This is a genomic window from Pseudomonas sp. GV105 (genome assembly GCF_003058185.1).
Lineage (GTDB): Bacteria > Pseudomonadota > Gammaproteobacteria > Pseudomonadales > Pseudomonadaceae > Aquipseudomonas > Aquipseudomonas veronii.
The window spans coordinates 138,335-161,715 of sequence record NZ_QBUF01000003.1 but is presented as its reverse complement, the minus strand read 5'-3'; the positions used below and the strand labels follow the sequence as shown (position 1 = coordinate 161,715).

Annotated in this window: 18 protein-coding genes and 1 pseudogene; 7 read left to right on the top strand and 12 right to left on the bottom strand. The window is 61.0% G+C overall.

What is annotated here, in order from left to right:
- Window position 1: 1 nt before the first annotated feature.
- Complete coding sequence (locus C8K66_RS06955; protein WP_256381373.1) at window positions 2–1,042, bottom strand: MoxR family ATPase; 1,041 nt, start codon at window positions 1,040–1,042, stop codon at window positions 2–4.
- Between the two features lie 498 nt (window positions 1,043–1,540).
- Here C8K66_RS06955 and C8K66_RS06945 point away from each other — a divergent pair, with 498 nt between their 5' ends.
- A complete protein-coding gene (locus C8K66_RS06945) occupies window positions 1,541–2,869 on the top strand; it encodes an OprD family porin (RefSeq protein ID WP_108524487.1) in 1,329 nt (442 codons plus the stop codon).
- Between the two features lie 282 nt (window positions 2,870–3,151).
- Here C8K66_RS06945 and C8K66_RS06940 read toward each other — a convergent pair whose 3' ends face one another.
- Genes C8K66_RS06940 through C8K66_RS06925 form a run of 4 tightly spaced genes read right to left on the bottom strand, consistent with a single transcriptional unit; the run spans window position 3,152 to window position 7,491 of the window.
- Window positions 3,152–4,309 (bottom strand): DUF4350 domain-containing protein, encoded by a 1,158-nt coding sequence (locus tag C8K66_RS06940; protein ID WP_108524486.1) that lies wholly within the window; start codon window positions 4,307–4,309, stop codon window positions 3,152–3,154.
- A complete protein-coding gene (locus C8K66_RS06935) occupies window positions 4,306–5,835 on the bottom strand; it encodes a DUF4129 domain-containing protein (protein ID WP_026139914.1) in 1,530 nt (509 codons plus the stop codon). The genes C8K66_RS06940 and C8K66_RS06935 overlap by 4 nt, the downstream gene beginning before the upstream one ends.
- Window positions 5,822–6,802 (bottom strand): stage II sporulation protein M, encoded by a 981-nt coding sequence (locus C8K66_RS06930; protein WP_017846071.1) that lies wholly within the window; start codon window positions 6,800–6,802, stop codon window positions 5,822–5,824. The genes C8K66_RS06935 and C8K66_RS06930 overlap by 14 nt, the downstream gene beginning before the upstream one ends.
- Window positions 6,799–7,491: an RDD family protein gene (locus C8K66_RS06925; protein ID WP_026139913.1), complete on the bottom strand. Its 693-nt coding sequence runs from the start codon at window positions 7,489–7,491 to the stop codon at window positions 6,799–6,801. The genes C8K66_RS06930 and C8K66_RS06925 overlap by 4 nt, the downstream gene beginning before the upstream one ends.
- Window positions 7,492–7,658: 167 nt before the next feature.
- On the opposite strand from C8K66_RS06925, the gene sbcB reads away from it, so the two are divergent.
- Window positions 7,659–9,086 (top strand): exodeoxyribonuclease I, encoded by a 1,428-nt coding sequence (gene sbcB / locus C8K66_RS06920; protein ID WP_108524485.1) that lies wholly within the window; start codon window positions 7,659–7,661, stop codon window positions 9,084–9,086.
- Window positions 9,087–9,176: 90 nt separating this feature from the next.
- On the opposite strand, the gene mvaT is transcribed toward sbcB, so the two are convergent.
- On the bottom strand, window positions 9,177–9,551 hold the full coding sequence (mvaT, locus tag C8K66_RS06915; protein ID WP_005790963.1) for a histone-like nucleoid-structuring protein MvaT: 375 nt from the start codon (window positions 9,549–9,551) through the stop codon (window positions 9,177–9,179).
- Window positions 9,552–9,898: 347 nt separating this feature from the next.
- On the opposite strand from mvaT, the gene purU reads away from it, so the two are divergent.
- Window positions 9,899–10,747, top strand: coding sequence for a formyltetrahydrofolate deformylase (gene purU / locus C8K66_RS06910; RefSeq protein ID WP_017847102.1), 849 nt, complete (start codon window positions 9,899–9,901; stop codon window positions 10,745–10,747).
- A 127-nt stretch (window positions 10,748–10,874) separates the two neighbouring features.
- Here purU and C8K66_RS06905 read toward each other — a convergent pair whose 3' ends face one another.
- From C8K66_RS06905 to C8K66_RS31560, 5 genes and pseudogenes are all read right to left on the bottom strand, one after another.
- Complete coding sequence (locus tag C8K66_RS06905; protein ID WP_057004534.1) at window positions 10,875–11,975, bottom strand: lysylphosphatidylglycerol synthase transmembrane domain-containing protein; 1,101 nt, start codon at window positions 11,973–11,975, stop codon at window positions 10,875–10,877.
- A complete protein-coding gene (locus C8K66_RS06900; protein WP_108524484.1) occupies window positions 11,972–12,715 on the bottom strand; it encodes a DUF2334 domain-containing protein in 744 nt (247 codons plus the stop codon). The genes C8K66_RS06905 and C8K66_RS06900 overlap by 4 nt, the downstream gene beginning before the upstream one ends.
- Window positions 12,708–13,829 carry a glycosyltransferase family 1 protein gene (locus tag C8K66_RS06895; RefSeq protein WP_108524483.1) on the bottom strand — a complete coding sequence of 374 codons (1,122 nt, stop codon included), beginning with the start codon at window positions 13,827–13,829 and terminating at the stop codon, window positions 12,708–12,710. The genes C8K66_RS06900 and C8K66_RS06895 overlap by 8 nt, the downstream gene beginning before the upstream one ends.
- A gap of 143 nt (window positions 13,830–13,972) precedes the next feature.
- Entirely contained in the window at window positions 13,973–14,737 is a 765-nt protein-coding gene (locus C8K66_RS31565) for a methyl-accepting chemotaxis protein (protein WP_370737559.1), read from the bottom strand.
- A gap of 93 nt (window positions 14,738–14,830) precedes the next feature.
- Window positions 14,831–15,862: pseudogene (locus C8K66_RS31560) on the bottom strand (cache domain-containing protein); the annotation flags it as partial.
- Between the two features lie 205 nt (window positions 15,863–16,067).
- On the opposite strand from C8K66_RS31560, the gene C8K66_RS06885 reads away from it, so the two are divergent.
- A complete protein-coding gene (locus C8K66_RS06885) occupies window positions 16,068–17,552 on the top strand; it encodes a helicase HerA-like domain-containing protein (RefSeq protein ID WP_046382248.1) in 1,485 nt (494 codons plus the stop codon).
- A gap of 4 nt (window positions 17,553–17,556) precedes the next feature.
- Here the strand turns inward: C8K66_RS06885 and C8K66_RS06880 are convergent, their stop codons facing one another.
- Entirely contained in the window at window positions 17,557–18,012 is a 456-nt protein-coding gene (locus C8K66_RS06880; protein WP_017847108.1) for a DUF721 domain-containing protein, read from the bottom strand.
- Between the two features lie 294 nt (window positions 18,013–18,306).
- Here C8K66_RS06880 and secA point away from each other — a divergent pair, with 294 nt between their 5' ends.
- The 3 genes from secA to C8K66_RS06865 all read left to right on the top strand — a co-directional run bounded on the left by secA (window position 18,307) and on the right by C8K66_RS06865 (window position 23,348).
- Window positions 18,307–21,042, top strand: a complete 2,736-nt coding sequence (gene secA, locus C8K66_RS06875) for a preprotein translocase subunit SecA (protein WP_017847109.1) — start codon at window positions 18,307–18,309, stop codon at window positions 21,040–21,042.
- 124 nt (window positions 21,043–21,166) lie between these two features.
- Entirely contained in the window at window positions 21,167–22,384 is a 1,218-nt protein-coding gene (gene argJ / locus C8K66_RS06870) for a bifunctional glutamate N-acetyltransferase/amino-acid acetyltransferase ArgJ (protein WP_026140046.1), read from the top strand.
- 19 nt (window positions 22,385–22,403) lie between these two features.
- Window positions 22,404–23,348 (top strand): Nudix family hydrolase, encoded by a 945-nt coding sequence (locus C8K66_RS06865; RefSeq protein WP_046382249.1) that lies wholly within the window; start codon window positions 22,404–22,406, stop codon window positions 23,346–23,348.
- The last annotated feature ends 33 nt before the right edge of the window (window positions 23,349–23,381 follow it).

Here is a 23,381-nt window from a genome sequence, read left to right as displayed (position 1 = left end):
GTCATTGCCGAGGTGCCGAAATCTGGTCCAGCAGTTGCTGGAGGACCTGGTCCACTTCCAGTCCGTCGATATCCAGCTCGGGGGCGATGCGAACGCGATGACGCAGCACCGCCAGGGCGCAGCCCTTGATGTCGTCCGGGGTGACGAACTCGCCCCCGCGCAGCAAGGCGCGGGCACGGGCGCCGCGCACCAGGGCAATGGATGCGCGTGGGCCGGCACCGATGGTCAGCCCCGGCCAACTGCGGGTGGCCCGTGCCAGGCGCACGGCGTAGTCGAGCACTTGCTCGTCCAGCGCCAGTTCGCTGGCGATCTGTTGCAGTTGCAACACGTCTTCGGCTTGCAGCACGGTGCGCAGGGGTTGTACGTCGAGCATGTCGGCCCGGGATGAGCGTGTGACTTCGCGCACCATCTCCAGCTCTTGTTGGGAGTCGGGGTAGTCCATCCGCACCTTGAGCATGAAACGGTCCAGTTCGGCCTCGGGCAGCGGGTAGGTGCCTTCCTGCTCGATGGGGTTCTGGGTGGCCAGCACCATGAACGGTTGGCCGATGGGCAGCGCTTCGCCCTCAAGGGTCACTTGGCGCTCCTGCATGGCCTCGAGCAAGGCGGCCTGGGTCTTGGCCGGCGCGCGGTTGATCTCGTCGGCCAGCAACAGGTGGGTAAACAACGGCCCCTTGCGCAGCTTGAACTGCTCGGTGTGCAGGTCGTACACGGCGTGCCCGGTGACATCGCTGGGCATCAGGTCCGGCGTGAACTGGATGCGCGCGAAGTCGCCGCCGAAGCAACGGGCCAGGGCCCGAACCAACAAGGTCTTGCCCAGGCCGGGTACGCCTTCAAGCAGCACGTGGCCGCCGGCGATCAAGGCGGTGAGGACGTCGTCGATTACCTGGTCCTGGCCAATCACCGCCTTGCGCAGCTCAACGCGCAACGCCTGGGCTTGGCGGCTGGCGCGTTGCAGGGTTTCGGTGGTCAGGGCAGTGGGTGTTGGAAATTCGCTGATGATTTCCGGAGCCTTATTCATTGTTACATTGGTTGTATTATCCATAAATCAGATACTTACCTAATCTAACTATTGTTGGGTTTTTATGGGCCGGATGAATGGAATCAGGTCGATATGCACAACTTTCATTCCATGATAGTCCCCGACTTTGGGCGCTCGACAGACGACGCGTCGGCCATAATGACCCGCTTCGGTTTGGAGGGATGCCTCCAGGCGCCAGTGGCACTGCCTTCCGGATCATCCCCTGATGCCAAGGGCAATGGTAGTGTGGCCGCTCAAGAGAAGACACTACAGACTGGCTATGCTTTGTAAACCTCAATAAGACGCTCTCTCGCCTCTCCGGCTGCAACGGGCAGCTCGTTATAGGGCGGCAGGAGAGCCACTTTTTCAACAGTGTTGAGCAAAAGCAGCCGCTCTCGAGTAACAAGCTGGCTTGTTTAGCCGCCAAGTTTAATATCAGAATATTCATCTGGTTTCATTTGTTGATCGTCTGGGCTATCGCCTTAATGCTCCAACACGACATCGTGCACTGGAGCAAAAATAATGAAAAAACACCAATCGGCACTTCAACTCAATACCTTGGCCGTGGCGCTGGCATTTGCCTTGCCGGCCATGAGCTATGCCAGCGATCAGTCCGATTCCAAGGGGTTTGTCGCGGACAGCAGTTTAAATATTCTGAATCGCAACATGTTCTGGAACCAGAACGGCAGCGGCACCCACACCCGTGACTGGAGTCAAGCGCTGATGGCGACCTTCAGCTCGGGCTTCACCCAAGGCACCATCGGCGTCGGCATTGATGCGTTTGCCGACCTGGCGTTGCGCATCGACGGGAGCACCGACCGTGCCGGAGGCCCGAACATTCCATCCGATGCCAATGGCCATCCGGATCACGGCCTCGCGAAGGCCGGCGGTGACGTCAAGTTCCGTGTTTCCAATACCACGCTCAAGGTCGGCGACTTGCAGCCCACGTCGCCGGTGTTTGCCACCGCTGATAACTACCTGATGCCACAGACCGCATCAGGCTTCCAGGTCGACAGTCATGAAATCACGGGCCTGAACCTGGAGGCCGGTCATTACACCGCCGGTACCGGTAACACCACCACGTCGCGCAGCGGCGACATTCTCGCCAGCTATGCGGGTGTGGAAGCGGCGTCGGCCAGCTTCGCGGGTGGCAAGTACCAGTTCAGTAAGGAATTCACCGCGTCGCTGTACGGAGCGCGCCTGGAAGACGTTTGGAACCAGTACTATGTCAACTTGAACCTTGTTCATCCATTGGCCGTTGACCAATCCGTCGCACTGGATTTCAACCTCTATCGCACACTGGACGACGGCAGCGCCAAGGCCGGTACCATCGACACCACTGCAGCCTCGCTGGCGGCTGCCTACACCCTGGGCGCGCACACCTTCACACTGGCCGGACAGAAGATCCATGGTGACGAGCCGTTCGACTATGTCGGCTTTGGGGAGACCAACGCCGGTGTCGGTGCCGGCCGCTACGGTAACTCGATCAACCTCGCTGATTCGGTGCAGTACTCCGACTTCAACGGCCCGGGCGAGAAGTCCTGGCAGATGCGCTATGACTTGGACATGAGTTCCTTTGGCGTCCCAGGCCTGAGCTTCATGGCTCGTCATATTCGCGGTTCTGGCATCGACGGTACGCATACTGCCAGTAACTCGGCCTACGCCGGGGCCTATGGCGCCAACGACCAGGAACACGAAACCGACGCCGAAGTGAAATACGTCGTACAGAGTGGCCCGGCCAAGAAACTGACTGTCCACCTGCGGGAGGCCTGGCACGATGGCGATGCCTCTACCGGGGGGCATTTGGTGCAGACGCGTCTGATTACTGAGTACCCGTTGAATATCTTCTAAACAGGCGGGCTTACTTGTCGCTTTAGTTAACGTGTTTGGATTCAACGACGAAACTCGACCGACAGTCTTGCCGCACAAATGCGATATAACCAAACGCGGCCTTTGAGGTCTGCCGGGGCTTGTGCGTCCAGAGACTCGGCCGGGGCAATCAGGCGACGGATCAGGCACTCCACGTTGGTTCTCACTCTGGGTGTGGATCTCACGAGGCGCTGAACCTCAGAGTCGAGGCGCAGCGCCCTCTTGCTGGCGTTGTACCACGCACCTTCGTCACAGAACGCGGAGTCATAGTGCATTCCTGAGCGTTTGCAGGCACGCCACCTGGCGGCTGAAATCGGCGCTGGAAAGCCGTTTTGCCGCAAGTGGGCCAAGGGCCTGGCTGATCACGTGAGAGGGTTGGCGCGTCAGGTGTTCAAGCACCTGCCACTGGTCTGCGGTGTTTAGGTGTTCAAAGCCAGGGTGGCGCCGCCTTGCGGCGCGCAGGATATCGCGCTGCAAGGCGTGCAACAGGGCGCCCTGGCCGCTGCGGCGCAGCAGGAAGTCGGCGCTGGCCTGCAAGTGTTCCTGCAGTTGTCGGCGAGCTCTGGGCGCTGGCGCCTGGATCGGGCCTTGGCGCATGCCGGCCTGCCAGAGCGCCAGAGCGATCAGCGCGGCGAGCGCCACCAGCGCCTGGGGGAAATAGCGCATCAACAAGGTGAACAGGTCGTCCACGTCGCTGTTGAACAGCAGGGTCACGTCGGTGCCCTGGTTGAGGTACCACAGCAGCCAGGCGTTATCGTGTTGGCCGATTCCCGGGGTTTTCCATAAGTCGCTGTCGGTGACGACTGTCACACGGCCTTGCCCGAGATTGAGTTGCATCAGGTGGCTGGACCTGGCGCTGTTGGCGGAAAACTGGGCCAGGTGCTTGGGGTCGGTGAGATTGAAGTCGGTATCGAAGCTGAAATACGCCGGGGCGGTTTCATTGTCGACATAGAGCTTGGTCAGGTCCGGTTTTTTCTGTTTGCGTGCCGGAGCGGGTTGCTCGGATTCGTCGCTCAAGGTCTGCTGGATATGCAGGCGGTCGAGCAGCAGATCGCCGCTTTTAGCGGTTTCTTCATCCCACAGCGCTTCGGCCACCACCAGCAGGTGGCCACCGGACTTTGCCCAGTCCAGCAGTTGATCCACCTGGCGCGGGGTCATGTTGTCGCGTTCGCCCAGCAGCAACAGGCTGCGGCCTCTGGGGGGCAGATCGGAGAGCCGTTCAAGGCCGCTGGCACGCTCCACCGCCAGGCCTTGCTGGCGCAGAAAGTGTTCGGCCGCCAGGTAGGGATTGCCCAATGCTTCGGGGGAAGGGCCGCGATCCACCACTTCGTCATAAGGCATTGCCTTGTGCCACACATACAGGCCGCCCGCCCCCAGCAGGCAAGCAAGCAGCAACCCCACCCACAGCAATGGCCGCTTCATCGGGCGACTCCCGAACTGAACAGGGTGCGCCAATCGTTGCACAACTGCTGCTGTACCACCGCGGGCGGAAGGCGGTGCCCGTAGGCGAGGTTTTGCCAGTGCCGGGTCAATTCGTCGCTGAATGCCAGCAATTGTGGTTGTTGCAAGCGTTGAACGCGTTCCAGGACCTGGCCTTCGGTGTCGGCGGTTTTCAGTGGCAGGTTGAAGTCGTGCAGTAACCGGCTGAGCAGCCCGCGATACAACAGGCCCAGTGCTTCCCTGGGGTGGTTGGGCCATAGTCGCTCGGCGGCGCTGGCAATGTCATCGGGCAGGGTTTCGGCGCCCAGCTCCAGGCCGAACAGTTGGGTGGGTGTCGGTTTGGCGAGCTTGGGTTGGCGTGGCCCGCGCCGGCTGACAAAGGTGCGCAGCCACTCGCGATAACGCCAGGCGAGCAACGCCACGCCGCCCGCCAACAGACTCCACAGCAGCACCTCCAGGCCTTGGGCGAGGTGCTTGAAGGCGTCGCTGTTGAAGTTGTCCAGCAGTGCTTGCAGCCAGGCCGGTAGTTTGCCGTCACCGCGTGCCTGGGGCTTGGTGTTGGGTTTTTCGTCAGCAAAGCGATAGCGCGTGACGGTTTCCGGATTTTTGAACGGAGGCTTGTCCAGCAGCGCCTTGATCGATTGGCTGGCGGATTGGGGGGTGACTTGCCGGGTGGGGGGCGAGTCATCGGCCATCGCGGGTCGGCCCAGCGGCAGCAGCATCAGCCCGATCACCAGCAGTAGCAACGGGGCCGCGCTGCTCAGGCGCTGGCGCAGGCGGCGAAAAACCAGCTCAAGGTCCCACGCTTCCAGCACGGTGCGACGGTTGAGGTAGAGGCTGAAGCCACAGGCGACGTAGATCGGTTCCCAGAACACCAGGACCAGCGCGTAGAAGGCGTTGCTCAGGTGTTCCAGCCACAACCCCTCCGGGCCGGTTGCCAGGGCCAGCCGTTGCCAGTCCCAATCCAGTTCAACCTGCTGGGGGATGAACAGATAGAACAGCGCCATGCAGCCGAACCACAGGCCGATTTCCAGGTGTACACCGAGCGTGGTCAACCAGCGCGCCGCGCCGGCGTTGTGTTGTTGCAGCACGCCCAGGCGTTTTTGGCGTGCCTGACCATCCAGGCCTTCGAGTTGGCTGACCGGCATCAAAAAGCTGCGGCTCAGGCTCAGTCGCCGCCAGGTCAGGCTGGCCAGGAGTTGGCCCTTGAGCAGGCGCGGCCAGTGACGCACGGCCTGTTTCAGGCTGGGCGTCTCGCCAAACAGGGCCTTGGACAGGATATACAGGGGCAGTCGGTCGAAGGCCGGCTTCAACCACCAGAACACAAACAAGGCCGTGGACGGGTATTGCCACAACAGAACGCTAAGCGCGATGAATATCGGCAGGCTCACCAGCGCCCAACTGGCCATCAGCAGCAGTCGGTGTTCCTGGGCCATTAACACGCCCAGGTCCATGGCTTCCCATGATGTTCGCGGGCGAATCACTACGCTGGCATCACTCAGGCGCATGGCGAGTCCGTCCGGCAAGGGTCAGGTAGGCGGCCACCAGTAGCCAGAGCCCCGCGCCCACCAGGTATTTGACCCAAGGCGCGATCGCGGTGGTGGAAGACCAGTAGGCTTCGATAAATGCTGCGATCAGCAGGAACAGCATGACGCCGCAGAGCATCTGCACGCTTTTACGTGCCGCCAGCCGCAGGGATTCACCGCGTGTCAGGTGCCCCGGAGCGATCAACGCCCAGCCCAACTGCAAGCCTGCCGCGCCAGCCAGGGCAATTGCGCTGAGTTCGAAGGCACCGTGGCCGATGACAAACGACCAGAAGGTCTGGCCGTAGCCGATTTCAGTGAGGTGCCCGGAGATCGCACCGATGATCAGGCCGTTGAATATCAGAAAGAACACGCTGCCCAGGCCGAACAGCAAGCCCGCGGCAAAGGTCTGGAAGGCGATGCCGATGTTGTGCATCACGTAGTAGCCGAACATCATCCAGTCTTCACTGGATGCACGTTCGGCGACGCGGCCCAGGCGACTGGCGTCCGGGTCGTACATGCTATGCATCTCGGCCACCTGCTGGGGGCTGACGACGCTGTAGATCAGTTCGGGAAACAGGTACACCAGCAGCGCAATACCCACCAGGCTGCCGAAGAACAGCAGGCTGGCGATCAACACGAAGCGCCACTGTTCACGCACCAGCCGGGGGAAACCGGCCAGCAGGAAAGCCAATACGTTCGCACCCAATTGGCTGCGGTGGCGATACAGCTGTTGGTGGCCGCGCAGGGCCAGTTGTTGCAGCGGGTCCACCAGGTAACTGCTGTAGCCGCGCTCCTGGGCCATGGCCAGGTGCTGGCACAGGCGTCGATACTGATGAGGGAAATCAGCCAGCTCAGCGGCCTTGGCCTTGCCTTGTTCCAACTGCGTCAGTTGTTCGGCGAACGCTTGCCATTGGGGCTGATGACGGCTTTCGAACAGGCTCTGTTTCATGTCGGCCCCAGCAAGCCACGGGCCACGCCGTTGAGCTGCTCGACAGCGCGAGCCGGGGACACCTGCAGGGGCGTGGCGAGGATCGAGGCCAGTTCCTGTACTCGCTCGGCGGACAGTTCGCCCTGGCGCTCGGCGAAATTGAGGATGGCGCGCTGTTCGCTCAGGTCCAGGGCAAATGGCAGGCGCAGGGCAGGGGCCTGCGGCACCTTGGGGCGTGCCAATGGCAGTTCGCGGTAGACCACCAGCGTGCCGGCCGCCAGATCACCGAGCCGTTTGAAGTTAGGGTGCTGCAGGCAACTGATGGCGCCGAGGAAGTAGCCGAACGGCAGCATATCGACAAAGCGCAGCAGGTTGCGGATGAGTGAGGCCGACCAGCCGATGGGCGTGCCGTCATCCTGTACCACGCGCATCCCCATGACCTGCTTGCCCGGCGAGCAGCCCTGGTTGAGTACTTCAAACAGCACCATGTACCACCAACTGACCAGGAACAGCAGCAATGAGCCCAGCCCTATGCCGATGTTGCCGAGCAGGGCCAACGGAACCAGCAGGATGCCCATGAGCAACCCGCGCACGCCCAGGTCGAAGGCGAAGGCCAGTGCACGTGGCAGCAGGCCAGCCGGGCGCAAGGGCAGGTCGATGCCCTCCGGGGTCTCGATCTGGTAACGGGTATCCAATGGAGCTGATGGCATCGCGATCCTTGGCAGCGCAGAGCGGTTGGAAGACACGGATGCTAGCAGTGTCGGCGATGGAAGCAACCATTCAAGGTTTTGCTGGATGTTTATACAGTTGAACTGGCGCTGGCCTCAGGCACCTTCCAGCGCCTAGACTTCGTCGATCTTCAGCACAGGAATAGCCCGTGACCACTCTTTTCTGGTACGACTATGAAACCACCGGCATCAACCCGCGCAGCGATCGCCCCCTCCAGGTCGCCGGTATTCGCACCGATGTCGACCTCAACGAGGTTGGCCCGCCGGTCAACCTGTATTGCCAACCCAGCGACGATATCCTGCCCCATCCGGCGGCCTGTGCGATCACCGGCATCACCCCGCGCATGCTGGCGGAAAAGGGCTTGGCCGAAGCCGATTTCATGACGCGGGTGCATGCCGAACTGGCGGTCCCCGGTACCTGTGGGGTGGGTTACAACACCCTGCGGTTTGACGATGAAATGACCCGTTACAGCCTCTATCGCAATTTCTTCGACCCTTACGCGCGTGAATGGCAGGGCGGTAACAGCCGCTGGGACTTGATCGATGTGATGCGTACCGCCTACGCGCTGCGCCCGGAGGGAATCGTCTGGCCCGAGCAGGATGGGCGTGTCACCCTCAAGCTGGAGCGTTTGACCGAGGCCAACGGGATCGCCCATGGCCAGGCCCACGATGCGTTGTCCGACGTGCGCGCGACCATTGCCCTGGCCCGATTGGTCCGTGAAAAACAGCCCAGGTTGTACGACTGGCTATTCCAATTGCGCAGCAAGCAACGGGTGATGGACCAGGTGCGGCTGCTGCAACCGATGGTGCATATCTCCGGGCGCTTTTCAGCCGAGCGCCATTTCCTCGGCGTCGTACTACCGCTGGCCTGGCACCCGCGCAATCGCAACGCGTTGATCGTCTGTGACCTGGGCCTTGATCCGCAAGGGCTGCTGGACCTCGACGCCAATACCTTGCGTCAGCGCCTCTACACCCGTCGTGATGATCTGGCCGCAGGCGAGTTACCGGTACCGCTCAAGTTGTTGCATATCAACCGCTGCCCGGTGGTGGCGCCATTGAATGTGCTGCGGGCGCAAGACCGTGAACGACTGCAATTGGATATGGACGCTTATCAGGCGCGGGCGCTGCGGCTAACTGACGCACAGGAAGTTTGGCGCGACAAGTTGGCGGAGATTTATGCCGAGGAAGATTTTGCACCGAGTTCGGACCCGGAGCAGCAGCTCTATGATGGTTTTATCGGCGACCGCGATCGTCGTTTGTGCGAACAAGTCCGCGCGGCAGAGCCGGCGCAATTGGCGCGGCAGCAGTGGCCCTTTGATGATCAGCGTTTGCCGGAATTATTATTTCGCTACCGTGCGCGCAACTTTCCTGCAACCTTGAACAGCGAGGAGCAACAACGCTGGAAACTTTTCTGTCAGCAACGCTTGTCAGATGGCGAATGGGGTGCACCCAATACCTTGGAGGCATTTAAACGTGCTCGTATTGAATTGGCTGTTAGTGCCACGCCGTTTCAGCGTCAGGTGCTGGATCAATGGCAGGAGTATGCTGACTCTTTAGCCGTTCGGTTCAATCTGTAATCAGGCAATTGCAGATTATTCAGACAATAAAAAACGCCAGCAAGCTGGCGTTTTTCGTCTGTCGCGTATCAGGCAAGAGCCTGGCGAGGCTTAGCCCAGCAGGGTAGCCCAGCCTTCAACCACGTCACCGCCCCACTTGGCTTTCCACTCTTTCAGCGTCTTGTGGTTGCCACCTTTGGTTTCAATCACTTCGCCGTTGTGCGGGTTTTTGTATTGCTTGACCTTGCGGGCACGCTTGGTGCCGGTAGTTTTCACTGCGCCGCGCGGTGCTTTAACTTTAGACTCTGGATCCAGCAGCGCGATGATGTCACGCAGGGATTTGGAGTATTCACCCATCAGGGTACGCAGTTTGCCTTCGAATTCCAGCTCGGTTTGCAGTTTGTCGTCTTGGGACAGATTCTTCAAACGGGCTTGCAGCTCTTTGATAGCTTCTTCGGTGGCACGGTATTCGTTGATCAGGGACATGTGGACTACCTTATGTAGAGCGCTGATTGACAGGGATAGTGGCCCAATAATAGTCAGGCTATTTCCCCAAGTAAACATTTAAGGGAACATTTATGTGAATTACTTTGAATGTTTGTGGCAAATCTATGCAAACGAGTTAATTAGTAGCGGGTATGGGCAAAGACTACCTGCTTAATTTCCGCTAACTGCCTGAGCGTGCCGATGCACATGCATATAGCGGTGGTAAAACCCTACGTTATTAAGGGGTGTGGTCAAGGCGAGGGCAGAATAAGCGTCAACGGATACTGCAGTTTTTCTGCGTAATCGCTAGAATGACCGCCTTTGCGAAGTTCTGGAGTTCCCCCCTAATGCACACTTTTCGGCTGGTGATCGCTTGCCCGGACCGGGTTGGCATCGTTGCCAAAGTCAGTAACTTTCTGGCCTCCCACAACGGCTGGATCACCGAGGCGAGCCATCACTCGGACAATCTCAGCGGTTGGTTCTTCATGCGCCACGAAATCCGTGCCGATACGCTGCCCTTTGGCCTTGAGGCGTTTCGCGAGGCGTTTGCGCCGATCGCCGAAGAGTTTTCGATGATCTGGCACATCAGCGATACCGAGCAGAAAAAACGTGTGGTGTTGATGGCCAGCCGTGAATCGCACTGCCTGGCGGACTTGCTGCACCGCTGGCACAGCGACGAGCTGGACTGTGAGATCGCCTGCGTGATCTCCAACCACGACGACCTGCGTAGCATGGTCGAGTGGCATGGCATCCCGTACTACCATGTGCCGGTCAACCCGCAGGACAAGGAACCGGCGTTCGCCGAGGTGTCCCGCCTGGTCAAGCAGCATGAAACCGACGTCGTGGTGCTGGCGCGCTACATGCAGATCCTGCCGCCGGAACTGTGCCGCGAATACGCCGGCAAGGTGATCAACATTCACCACAGCTTCCTGCCGTCGTTTGTCGGTGCCAAACCGTACCACCAGGCTTCCCTGCGTGGCGTGAAGTTGATTGGCGCAACGTGCCATTACGTCACCGAAGAACTGGACGCCGGCCCGATCATCGAGCAGGACGTGGTGCGTGTCAGCCACAGCGACAGTATTGATGACATGGTGCGCTTCGGCCGTGACGTCGAGAAAATGGTCCTGGCCCGTGGTCTGCGCTATCACTTGGAAGACCGCGTGCTGGTACACGGCAACAAAACAGTCGTGTTCTGATCAACGCGTTTTGATTGAAGAATGAAGGGCCTGGGCGTTAAATCGTCCCAGGCCTTTTTTCATTGATCTGCCCAGCAGGACAAGCCCATGACCGATCCACTCGATAAAGCTACGTCCAGGGCGCCAGCTACGTTGGGCGAGGGGTGTCTGAGTCGCTATGACCCGGATGAGCTGGAGGCCGAGGATGGTACTGACTTTCCTGGGGCAGCCCAATTGTGGGACGAGTTGCAGAAACGGCCGGCGTCCCCTGAAACAGACGCTTGAGCAGCGGCCTGCCGAGCATCAGCAGAAACACCGGCCCACCGGCCAGCAGATAGAAATAGTAGGTCACCGCCCGCCAGATCAGAATCGCCGCCGCTGCGCTGGATTTGCCCAGCCAGGGCGCCAGCAAGGCCGCTGACGTCAACTCCGCCGCACCGGCCCCGCCGGGCATAAGGCTGAACTGGCCCGCCGTCAGCGACAGCATCTGGATCAGGAAACTCCAGGCCCACTGCACATCGCCTCCCAACCCTTGCACCGCAAGGTAAAGCACGCTGTAGCGCAGTATCCAATGCAGGCTGGTCAAGGCAAACACGGCGGACAGGGTGCGCCACGGCAATTTCAGCGTTTGGGTAAATGCCGCCAGGAAGCGCAATACTTTGCGCGCCCAGCGCCGGCGAGTCGCGGCGCTTACCTTGCATCGCTGGAGCAAGGTGCCGCTCAGCCGTATCAGGCGGCGATGAAAGCGCACCAGCAGCACAGCGCTGAACACTGCGCCCACCATCGATGCCGCACTGAGCCCCAACAGCCACTCCAGGCGTGGGCTGAGGCTGTGGAACACTGCGTACAACGCGATCCCCACCAGTGCGCAGAAAAAAAACAGCAAGTCGCTCAACTGATCCATGGCGAACACCGCGCTGCCATGGGCCGGACGTATGCCGTTGCGCGCCAGCAGGACCATCAGTGTCAGTGGCCCGCCGCTACCTCCGGGCGTGGCGCACATGGCGAATTCGGTCGATATCACCACGCCCAGGCTGTTGAGTCGCCCCAGTTGGCCGCGTTGCTCGCCCAGTAATAAGCGGATACGCACGCTGTTGATCAGCCAGCACAGGATAATCATGCCGAACATCAGCGACAGTTGGGGCAGCGGGAATTGCTTCAGGCGCGTAACGGTTTCGCCACCTCCCAGCCACACGGGAATCGCCAGCGCCAGCAGCAGGCCCAGCAGCAGCCAGATCACCCGGCTCATGGCTGGGTGGCCAGCCAAGCGGCCTTGGTCAGTGGTGTGCGTCCGGCGTTGAGCAGGCGTTGTAGGGTTTCAAGCCAGTAGCGGCGGGAAAATTCGTGGCGCATGTCCACCGGGTGCAGCCCCAGGCGAATCACCGGGGCCGCCTGCCAGCGCTGTTCCCGTCGGTCGCTGAGACACTTGGACAGACCTCGGCGCCAGGCACTGCGCGCACTCCACACCAGCCCCGGGGCGTTGACCGGCGTGAAGTCGGGTAGCCGGTACAGATGCTGCGGGTCGCTGGTGTAGGTCAGCGGCAATTGGCGCAGTGCCTGGCGGGTGCCGCGGCTCATCAGCCAGGCGGGAGCGACAAAGCCTTGCAGCGGCCAGTCGTAGCGACGGAATACCGCGATGCCATCGCTGATACGCTGCAGCGCCTGATCCTGGCGCAGTTGGTAGAACTCACCCTCATGGGTATACAGGCGCCGCATGAACCAGGCTTTGGGGGTGCGCGGAGCCGGTTGATCGTCGCAATGGTAGTAGCCGTGCAAGGTCAGCTCATCGCCCTTGGCCACGCGGCTGTCCAGCAGACGGCGAAAGTCGCCATGGGCGGTCAGGGGGGCATGATGATGAAACTCCGGCACCACCAGCCAGGTGATGGGCACGCCGCCCAACGCGTCGACGGCTGCGACGAATGGGTGGTAGTCGGCCCAGGTCTGCGGCGCTACATCGTGCAGCACCAGCAGCACCGAGCGCTCATCCATGGGCGAGCATCGGCTTGTGGCTGCCCAGCACCGCATAATAGTGCGTCAACAGGCTGTCGACGACCGTCTCCCAGGCGTAATGCTGTTCGACATGACGCCGAGCCTGCTCGCCCAGGCGACGGCTGTCGGCACCGAACAGCTCGCGCACCGCATCGGCCATGGCCCGTGGATTATTGGGCGTACACAGTAGGCCGCAGCGCTCGTCAATGATCTCGGTAAATGCGCCGGCCGCCACGGCGACCACCGGTATGCCGCAGGCCATGGCCTCCAGTATTACCAGGCCGAAGGTTTCCTGATCGCCGCCATGCAGCAGCGCGTCGGCGCTGGCCATCAGCCGGGCGACATGCTGGGCGGGGCGGAACCCATCGATCACGGTGACGTTGTCCGGCACGCTGGCCGGCATGCCGGAGCCCACCAACAGCAAGTGGTAGTTGTCCCCCAGGCGTTTCATGCAGTTGAGCAGCAGCGGCAGGTTTTTTTCCTTGGAACCGCGCCCGGCGAAGATCAGCAGCCGGGTATCCGCGGCGATCCCCAGTTCGGCGCGCAAGCCCGGGTCGCGGACGTCCGGACAGAACGTCTGCAGGTCGACCCCCAGCGGCTGCACGAAGACATTATTCACCCCAAGCCCGATGAGCTTGTCAGCCATCACTTGGCTGGGCGCCAGTACCCGGTCGAAATTCCCATAGAGTTTGCTGACGTAGGCTTCAGCGTTCGGGGTAAACCACGACCCCATGCGGTTACTCACCAGCAGCGGCAGATCCGAGTGATAAAAACCAATGACGGGCACATCCAGTTGGCGTCGTGCATCCAGCGCCGCCCAGGCGGTCAGGTAGGGGTCGCCGACTTCGATCAGATCGGGCTGTAAATCGTGCAGGACATTTCGCCAAGGCGCGAGCCGAAGGGGGAAGCGGTAGCCTTTGCCGAAGGGGAGGGCGGGGGCCGGCACCTTGAATATCCCATCCCGTTCGCTCAAGTGCGCGCCGGGGACCAACAGGCTGTGGCGAATGCCGGGCTTGAGCGTCAGACGCCGGTGCTTGGCGTCGAGATAAGTGCGTACGCCACCGCTGGCGGGGGCGTAGAACATGGTGATGTCCGCGATATGCACGATGAACATTCCTCCGATCCGTAGCTCTCCTTACGTGGACCTGAGGTAATGATAGATGTTCGATCGGAATTGGGGGCGCGCGCGCTCAAGTTGATAAAGGTCAATGTGGGCGCAAGGCGGACCTGTGCTCCCACAAGGTTCTGTGGTGTCGGTCAGATACGGAAACTGCCCACCAGATGCTTCAGCCGTGCCGCCTGCTGTTCCAGGTCGGCGCAGGCGCGCAGGGTCGATTGCAGGTTTTCCACGCCTTCTTGATTGAGTGTGTTGATCTCGGTGATGTCCATGTTGATCGACTCGACCACCGAGGTCTGCTCCTCGGTGGCGGTGGCGACCGACTGGTTCATCCCATCGATCTCGCCGATGCGCTGGGTCACGCTGTTCAGGCGTTCGCCGGCCAGGTTGGCGATTTCCACGCTGTCGAGGCTGTGGCGCTGGCTTTCGCTCATGGTACTGACCGAATCCCGGGCGCCGACTTGCAGCTCCTCGATCATCGTTTGCACCTGTTGTGCCGATTCCTGGGTGCGGTGCGCCAGGTTACGCACTTCGTCGGCCACCACCGCAAACCCACGTCCGGCTTCCCCGGCGCGCGCCGCCTCGATGGCGGCGTTGAGCGCCAGCAGGTTGGTTTGCTGAGAGATGCTGGTGATCACTTCGAGGATTTGCCCGATATTCACCGTTTTGCTGTTAAGTGCTTCGATGTTGCTGCTGGAAGCGCTGATCATCGCGGACAACTGGGTCATTGCCTTGATATTGCGTTCAACCACCTGCTGACCGTCTTCGGCCAAGTGCCGCGCATCGCTGGCCTGGTTCGAGGCTTGTGCGGCGTTACGCGCGATTTCCTGGGCGGCGGCCCCCAATTGGTTGATGGCCGCGGCGACGCTGTTGGTGCGGTTGGCCTGCTCGTCGGAGTTGATCATCGACGAGTTGGACGCGCTGACCACCCGCAGGGCGACTTCATTGACCTGCCCGGTGGCCGAGGACACTTCGCGGATCGACGTATGAATCCGCTCCACGAAGCGGTTGAACGCATTACCCAGGATGCCAAATTCGTCGTGATTCTGGATGCTCAGGCGACGGGTCAGGTCGCCCTCGCCATCGGCGATGTCCTGCATGGCGCGAGTCATCACGTGCAGCGGTTGCATCAGCACTCGGATCAGCATGCCGAGCAAGGCGATGATGATTACCACGGCAATGATCGTGGCGATGATCGCCGAGGTGCGGAATTCGCTGAGCATGGCGAAGGAGGTGGCTTTATCCACGGAAATACCAAGGTACCAGTTCACCGACGGCAGGCCCTTGATCGGTGTAAAGGTCACGATGTTGTCCTTGCCGTTGGCCTCGACTTCACTGAAGTCGCTGCTGATCTTCGGCGTGTGTTTCGGGTAGACGTCGGCCAGGGTTTTCATCACCAGGTTTTTGTCCGGGTGGACCAGCACCTTGCCGTCGGCGCTGACCAGGAACGCGTAGCCCATGCCGCCGAAGTTCAGCGCGCCGATGTTGTCCACCAGGGTTTGCAGGCTCAGGTCGCCGCCGACCACGCCGATGCTCTGGCTACCCTGGGCGCTGGGGGTCGCGATGGAAATGATCAATTGCCCCGTCGCGGCATCGATATAGGGTTCGGTCAGGGTCGAACCATTGCTGCTCTGGGCGCCTTTGTACCAAGGACGAACGCGTGGGTCGAAACCGTCCGGCATCTTGGTGTCGGGGCGGATAGTGAACGCGCCCTGGCTGTCGCCCACGTAGGTTGCCATGAACGAGGAGGTCAGGGCTTTCTGTTCCAGCAGGCTGGCGACCACCTTGGGGTCGGGATTGATCGCAATATTTTGTGCCGCGTTTTCCACCAGGACAATGCGCCCGGTGAGCCAGGTTTGAATGTTGCTGGCAGTGACATCACCCATTTCATGCAGGTAATTGTTGAGATCTTCGCGAATTGCGTTGCGTTGCAGGTAGTCGTTATAAAGCGTAAACAGCGCGAAGGCGGCGATGACGATAAGGGAGGCAGCAAGCAGGATTTTGTGGCTGAAGCGCAGGTTTTTATTCATGGCCTGAAGGGTCCGCTAAGGTCTTAATATCCAAAACGCGTCCTTATGGGATGCGCAGAATGGTAGCGTCAAAAAAGGTGTGATATTTCTGGCGATAGCCCTGTGAGGTCCCTGTAGGAGCTGTCTGACCTGTTTTTAGACTTTGTGGGTCTTACATTGATGTGTATCGACCTTGCGGCACGAAAGATTAACCATAGGTGACGAAATGCCTGACTCCACGCAACTCCTTATCGGCGCCGGCCTTGATGGCCAGCCCATCGCCCAGGCCATGCGCCTGGCCAATCGTCACGGGTTGGTTGCCGGTGCCACGGGCACTGGCAAGACCGTCACCCTGCAACGCCTGGCAGAAGCGTTCAGCGATGCGGGCGTGGCGGTATTCGCCGCGGATATCAAGGGCGACCTTTGTGGTCTCGGCGCTGCGGCCAACCCCCAGGGCAAGGTGGCCGAGCGCATCGCCGGCATGCCTTTCCTGAATTACACGGCCAAGGCGTATCCGGTCACGCTGTGGGATATTCACGGTGAGTCCGGTCATCCATTGCGTACCACCATCAGTGAAATGGGGCCGTTGCTGCTCGGCAGCCTGCTGGAGCTCACCGACAGCCAGCAGTCAGCGTTGTATGCCGCCTTCAAGGTGGCGGACCGCGAAGGCCTGTTACTGCTGGATTTGAAGGACCTCAAGGCGCTGCTCAATCACTTGCGCTACCACCCGGAACTGCTGGGTGAAGATGCGGCGCTGATGACCACCGGCTCCAGCCAGGCGCTGTTGCGGCGCCTGGCGGTGCTGGAGCAGCAGGGCGCGGAAGCGTTGTTCGGCGAGCCAGCGCTGCAGCTCGAGGATATTTTGCAACCCGCCAGCGATGGTCGCGGGCGTATCCACCTGCTCGACGCCAGCCGCCTGGTCCACGAAGCCCCCAAGGTGTACGCAACCTTCCTTTTATGGCTGCTGGCTGAACTGTTCGAGCAGTTGCCCGAACGCGGCGATGCCGATAAACCACTGCTGGCGCTGTTTTTCGACGAAGCGCACTTATTGTTTGCCGATACCCCCAAGGCCTTGCAGGACCGCCTCGAACAGGTGGTGCGGTTGATTCGCTCGAAAGGCGTGGGTGTGTATTTCGTCACGCAATCGCCCGGGGACTTGCCTGACAGCGTGTTGGCGCAACTTGGCTTGCGTATCCAGCATGGCCTGCGCGCATTCACCACCAAAGAGCAGAAATCACTGCGCGCGGTGGCGGATGGTTTTCGGCCCAATCCGACATTTGATGCGTTGTCGGTCCTGACAGAGCTGGGCACCGGTGAAGCACTGGTGGGCACTTTGCAGGAAAAGGGCACGCCGGAAGTCGTCCAGCGCGTGTTGGTCGCGCCACCGCAATCGCGGATCGGCCCGCTCAGCGACGCCGAACGCGCCGCCCTGATTGCCAGTTCGCCGTTGCAGGGCCGCTATGACAAGCCGATTGACCGCGAATCGGCCTATGAAGTGCTGATGGCGCGCAAGGCGTTGGGCCCGGCCGAAGCCGAAGAAGCCAAGCCGGTGAGCGAAGAGCCGAGCTTTACCGACAGAGCCGGCGCATTCCTCGGGACTGCGGCCGGCAAGGCGCTCAAGTCAGCCATGCAACAGGCCGCCAATCAGGTGGGGCGCCAATTGGTGCGGGGCTTGCTGGGGTCGTTGCTGGGCGGCAGCAAGCGTAGATAGCCGATCAGGCTTTGGGCTTGGCGTGCGCGGCGAGGCGTTCCAGCGCCGCGCGTAAACCCGGATCGCTGATGCCGTCGGCCGTTGCCTGAATGGTTTCGGCCGCATTCGCCGATAAATCCATGGTGTGCCCCGCCGCGCCTTGCGGAACGGTCGGCGGTTGCACCTTGAATTGGATACGCGTCAGGCTGGCAAACTCGTCAAACGCCATTAATTGTCGCTGCAAGCGTTTTTGCTGATAGCGCAAGCGTGTCGCCCAATGGCCGTCTGTGACAATAAGCAGCAGGTTGCCCTCGCGCCACGAGGCGACATGGCAATGTTCCCGCGCTGCCGGTTGCAATTGGCTTTCAACCAGGCGTTGCAGGTGGCCCAGGCGTTGCGCATGGCTGAAGATGGCTTTCAACGGCTTGGCTTCGCGAAGCAACACGCTGGGCGCGCGGGCTGTAAGAGGGCGAAACGCCATGATCAGACACCTTAAGTAACAGAGCCGCCATCTTAGCAGAAAGCGCCTGTGGACCCCCAGGCAATGCATTGGCGGGGCTTTATCTGCGAAATCAATGCACTCCATGGGTTGAAGTTCCGGTAAAAGCCCTTATTTTAAATGAGCCCTCTCACGGGCTCATGCCTGCATTGGGGAACAACGCCACTTTCCTCACCCACGATTCCGGGTAGAATGCGCGTTCGCATGCGCCCGTGAGGGCCGCTCGGGCCACTCACGGTGCGCCCTCCATCCCTATGTGTGGAAGAACCTGCCGATATGTTTGCGCCTTTGTTAAAGAAACTTTTTGGAAGCAAGAATGAGCGCGAAGTCAAACGCATGCTCAAGACGGTGCAGCTGGTCAATGCCTTCGAAGAGCAGATGGTTGCCCTTTCGGACGAGCAATTGCGCGCCAAGACCGAAGAGTTCAAGGCCCGCATAGCCAAAGGTGAAACCCTCGACAAGTTGCTTCCCGAAGCCTTCGCGGTCGCCCGTGAAGCCGGTAAGCGTGTCATGGGCATGCGCCACTTCGACGTCCAGCTGATCGGCGGCATGACCTTGCATGAAGGCATGATTGCCGAAATGCGTACCGGTGAAGGCAAGACCCTGGTGGCGACCCTGGGTGTTTACCTCAACGCGCTGTCCGGCAAGGGCGTGCACGTTGTGACGGTGAACGACTACCTGGCCCGCCGTGACGCCAACTGGATGCGCCCGCTGTATGAATTCCTCGGCCTGACCGTCGGCGTCGTGACGCCGTTCCAGCCGCCGGAAGAGAAGCGTGCGGCCTATGCTGCCGACATCACCTACGGCACCAACAACGAATTCGGTTTCGACTACCTGCGCGACAACATGGCGTTCAGCATGGAAGAAAAATTCCAGCGCGAACTCAACTTTGCCGTGATCGACGAAGTCGACTCCATCCTCATCGACGAAGCCCGTACCCCGCTGATCATCTCCGGCCAGGCCGAAGACAGCTCGCGCCTGTACACCGAGATCAACAAGTTGATCCCGCGCCTGGAGCAGCACATCGAGGAAGTGGAAGGCGTGGTGACCAAAGAAGGTCACTTCACCATCGACGAGAAGACCCGTCAGGTCGAACTCAACGAAGCCGGCCACCAGTTCGTCGAAGACATGCTGACCCAGATCGGCCTGCTGGCCGAGGGCGAAAGCCTGTACTCGGCCCATAACCTGGGCCTGCTGACCCACGTGTATGCCGGCCTGCGCGCGCACAAGCTGTTCCATCGCAACGTCGAATACATCGTCCAGGACGGCCAGGTCGTTCTGGTTGACGAACACACCGGGCGTACCATGCCGGGTCGTCGTCTGTCCGAAGGCCTGCACCAGGCCATCGAGGCCAAGGAAGTGCTCAACATCCAGGCCGAAAGCCAGACGTTGGCTTCCACCACCTTCCAGAACTACTTCCGTCTGTACAACAAACTGTCCGGCATGACCGGTACGGCCGACACCGAAGCGTTCGAATTCCACCAGATCTACGGTCTGTCGGTTGTGGTCATCCCGCCGAACAAACCGCTGGCGCGTAAAGACTTCAACGACCTGGTGTTCCTGACCGCCGAAGAGAAATACGCGGCGATCATCAACGACATCAAGGACGGCATGGCCCAGGGGCGTCCGATCCTGGTGGGTACCGCGACGATCGAAACGTCCGAGCACGTGTCCAACCTGCTCAACAAGGAAGGCATCGAGCACAAGGTCCTCAACGCCAAGTTCCACGAAAAAGAAGCCGAGATCATCGCCCAGGCCGGTCGCCCCGGCGCACTGACCATCGCTACCAACATGGCCGGTCGTGGTACCGACATCCTGTTGGGCGGCAACTGGGAAGTGGAAGTGGCTTCCCTGGACAACCCGACTCCCGAGCAGATCGCCCAGATCAAAGCCGACTGGCAGAAACGCCACCAGGCGGTGCTGGAGTCCGGCGGCCTGCAGGTGATTGCGTCCGAGCGTCACGAATCGCGCCGTATCGACAACCAGCTGCGTGGTCGTGCCGGTCGTCAGGGTGACGCCGGTTCCAGCCGTTTCTACCTGTCCCTGGAAGACAGCCTGATGCGTATCTTCGCCTCGGATCGGGTGAAGAACTTCATGAAAGCCCTGGGCATGCAGTCCGGTGAAGCGATCGAGCACCGCATGGTGACCAACGCGATCGAGAAGGCCCAGCGCAAGGTCGAAGGCCGCAACTTCGACATTCGTAAGCAACTGCTCGAGTTCGATGACGTCAACAACGAACAGCGTAAAGTGATCTATCACATGCGTAACACGTTGCTGGCCGCCGACAACATTGGCGAGACCATCGCCGATTTCCGTCAGGACGTGCTCAACGCCACCGTCAGCGCACACATTCCGCCACAGTCCCTGCCAGAACAATGGGATGTTGCTGGCCTGGAAGCCGCGTTGAAGAGCGACTTCGGTGTCGACTTGCCGGTTCAGCAGTGGCTGGACGAAGACGATCACCTGTACGAAGAAACCCTGCGCGAGAAGCTGATGACCGAGCTGCTGGCCGCGTACAACGAGAAAGAAGAGCAGGCGAGTGCCGAAGCGCTGCGCACTTTCGAGAAACAAATCGTACTGCGCGTGCTGGACGACCTGTGGAAAGACCACCTGTCGACCATGGATCACCTGCGTCACGGTATCCACTTGCGTGGCTACGCCCAGAAGAACCCGAAGCAGGAGTACAAGCGCGAGTCGTTCACGCTGTTCTCCGAACTGCTGGATTCGATCAAGCGCGATTCGATTCGCGTGCTGTCCCACGTTCAGGTGCGTCGCGAAGACCCGGTCGAGGAAGAAGCGCGCCTGCGTGAGGAAGCCGAGGCACTGGCGGCGCGCATGCAGTTCCAGCATGAGGAAGCGCCAGGTCTTGAAGCGCCTGAGGTCTTGGGCGAAGAGGTCGATGTGGCCCTGGCTCAGACTCCGGTGCGCAACGAGCAGAAGCTGGGCCGTAACGAGCTGTGCTGGTGCGGTTCGGGCAAGAAGTTCAAACACTGCCACGGCGAAATCAACTAAGATTTTCGCCTGACGCTGCAACACCCCGCGCCGCGACCGGCATCAGCCGTCGCGGCGTTTTGCCATTAATTCCCACCGTCGAACGCGACGGCACAGACATCATCTATTTTTAAGGAGCGCATTCATGGCTGTTGGTCTTGGTCCTTTGCCCACATTGCACCCGGTTGCCGGTTTTGAACTCGGTATCGCTTCGGCCGGCATCAAACGCCCGGGGCGCAAGGATGTCGTGGTGATGCGCTGTGCTGAAGGCTCGACCGTCGCCGGTGTGTTCACCCTCAACGCCTTCTGCGCCGCGCCGGTTATCCTGGCCAAGCAGCGCGTGGCCGGTCCGATTCGTTACCTGCTGACCAACACCGGCAATGCCAACGCCGGCACCGGCGAGCCTGGCCTGGTCGCCGCCGCGCGGACCTGCGCCAAACTGGCACAACTGGCCGGCGTCGACGCCAGCCAGGTGCTGCCGTACTCCACTGGAGTGATCGGTGAGCCGCTGCCGGTGGAAAAAATCGAAGGCGCCCTGCAAGCCGCGCTGGATGACCTGTCTGTGGATAACTGGGCGGCCGCCGCCACTGGCATCATGACCACCGACACCTTGCCCAAGGGCGCGAGCCGTCAGTTTGTGCATGACGGCGTGACCATCACCGTCACCGGCATCAGCAAGGGCGCGGGCATGATCCGCCCGAACATGGCCACCATGCTTGGCTACATCGCCACCGACGCCAAAGTCTCCCGCGACGTGCTGCAGCGCTTGATGCTGGACGGCGCCAACAAGTCGTTCAACCGCATCACCATCGACGGCGACACCTCCACCAACGATTGCTGCATGCTGATCGCTACCGGCCAGGCCAACCTGCCCGAAATCACCTCCACCAGCGGCCCGCTGTTCGCCGCGTTGAAGCAAGCGGTGTTCGAAGTGTGCATGGATGTGGCCCAGGCCATCGTGCGTGACGGCGAGGGCGCCACCAAGTTCGTCACGGTTGAAGTCAACGGCGGCGGCAACCACCAGGAATGCCTGGATGTCGGTTACACCGTGGCGCACTCGCCGCTGATCAAGACCGCGTTGTTCGCCTCCGACCCGAACTGGGGCCGTATCCTCGCCGCCGTCGGCCGTGCCGGCGTGCCGGACCTGGACGTGAGCAAGATCGACGTGTTCCTCGGTGACGTGTGCATCGCCAGCCGTGGCGCCCGCGCCGAGAGCTACACCGAAGCCCAGGGTTCGGCGGTGATGCAGCAGGAAGAAATCACCATCCGCATCGAGCTGGGTCGCGGCGAGTGCAGCGAAACCATCTGGACCACGGACCTGTCCCACGAGTACGTGAAGATCAACGCGGAATACCGTACCTGAAGCCCGGAGGATAAACGCGGTGAAACGAGTGCATGTAGCAGCAGCGGTGATCCGCGGCGTCGACGGCAGAATCCTGCTGGCGCGCCGTGCCGATACCCAGCATCAGGGCGGCCTCTGGGAGTTTCCCGGCGGTAAGGTGGAGGCCGACGAGTCGGTCGCCACGGCGCTGTCCCGCGAGTTGCAGGAAGAGCTGGGCATCCAGGTCACCACGGCGCGACCGTTGATCAAGGTGCAGCATGATTACCCGGATAAGCAGGTGTTGCTGGATGTCTGGGAAGTCTCGGCCTTTACCGGCGAGCCACACGGCGCCGAAGGTCAACCCCTGGAATGGGTCGCGGCGCGTGACCTGCTCAACTATGAGTTCCCGGCGGCCAATGCGCCGATCGTTGCCGCCGCACGGTTGCCCGGCGACTACCTGATCACACCGGGCGAGCTGGAAACCGCGCCGCTGTTGCGCGGTATCCAGAAAGCCATCGCGGGCGGCATCAAGCTGGTGCAACTGCGCGCCCCTAACGGTTACGACCCCAAGTACCGTGACCTGGCGGTAGACGCCGTGGGCCTGTGTGCCGGCAAGGCGCAACTGATGCTCAAGGGCCCGTTCGAATGGCTGGGGGATTTTCCTGCGGCCGGTTGGCACATGACCTCGGCGCAGTTGCGCAAATACGCAAGCAAGGGCCGACCGCTGCCGAAGGATCGCTGGTTGGCGGCGTCTTGCCATAACGCCGAGGAACTGGCGCTGGCGGAATTGATGGACGTGGATTTTGTCACGCTGTCGCCGGTGCAGCCGACCCAGACCCATCCCGATGCCCAACCGTTGGGTTGGGAGCAGGCGGCAGAGCTGATCCGCGGGTTCAGCAAGCCGGTGTATCTGTTGGGTGGCGTTGGGCCTGCTGAGCGCGAGCAGGCATGGGATGCCGGCGCCCAAGGTGTGGCAGGGATTCGGGCGTTCTGGCCGCAAGATTGATCTAGCGTTTGCTGGCCTCATCGCGGGCAAGCC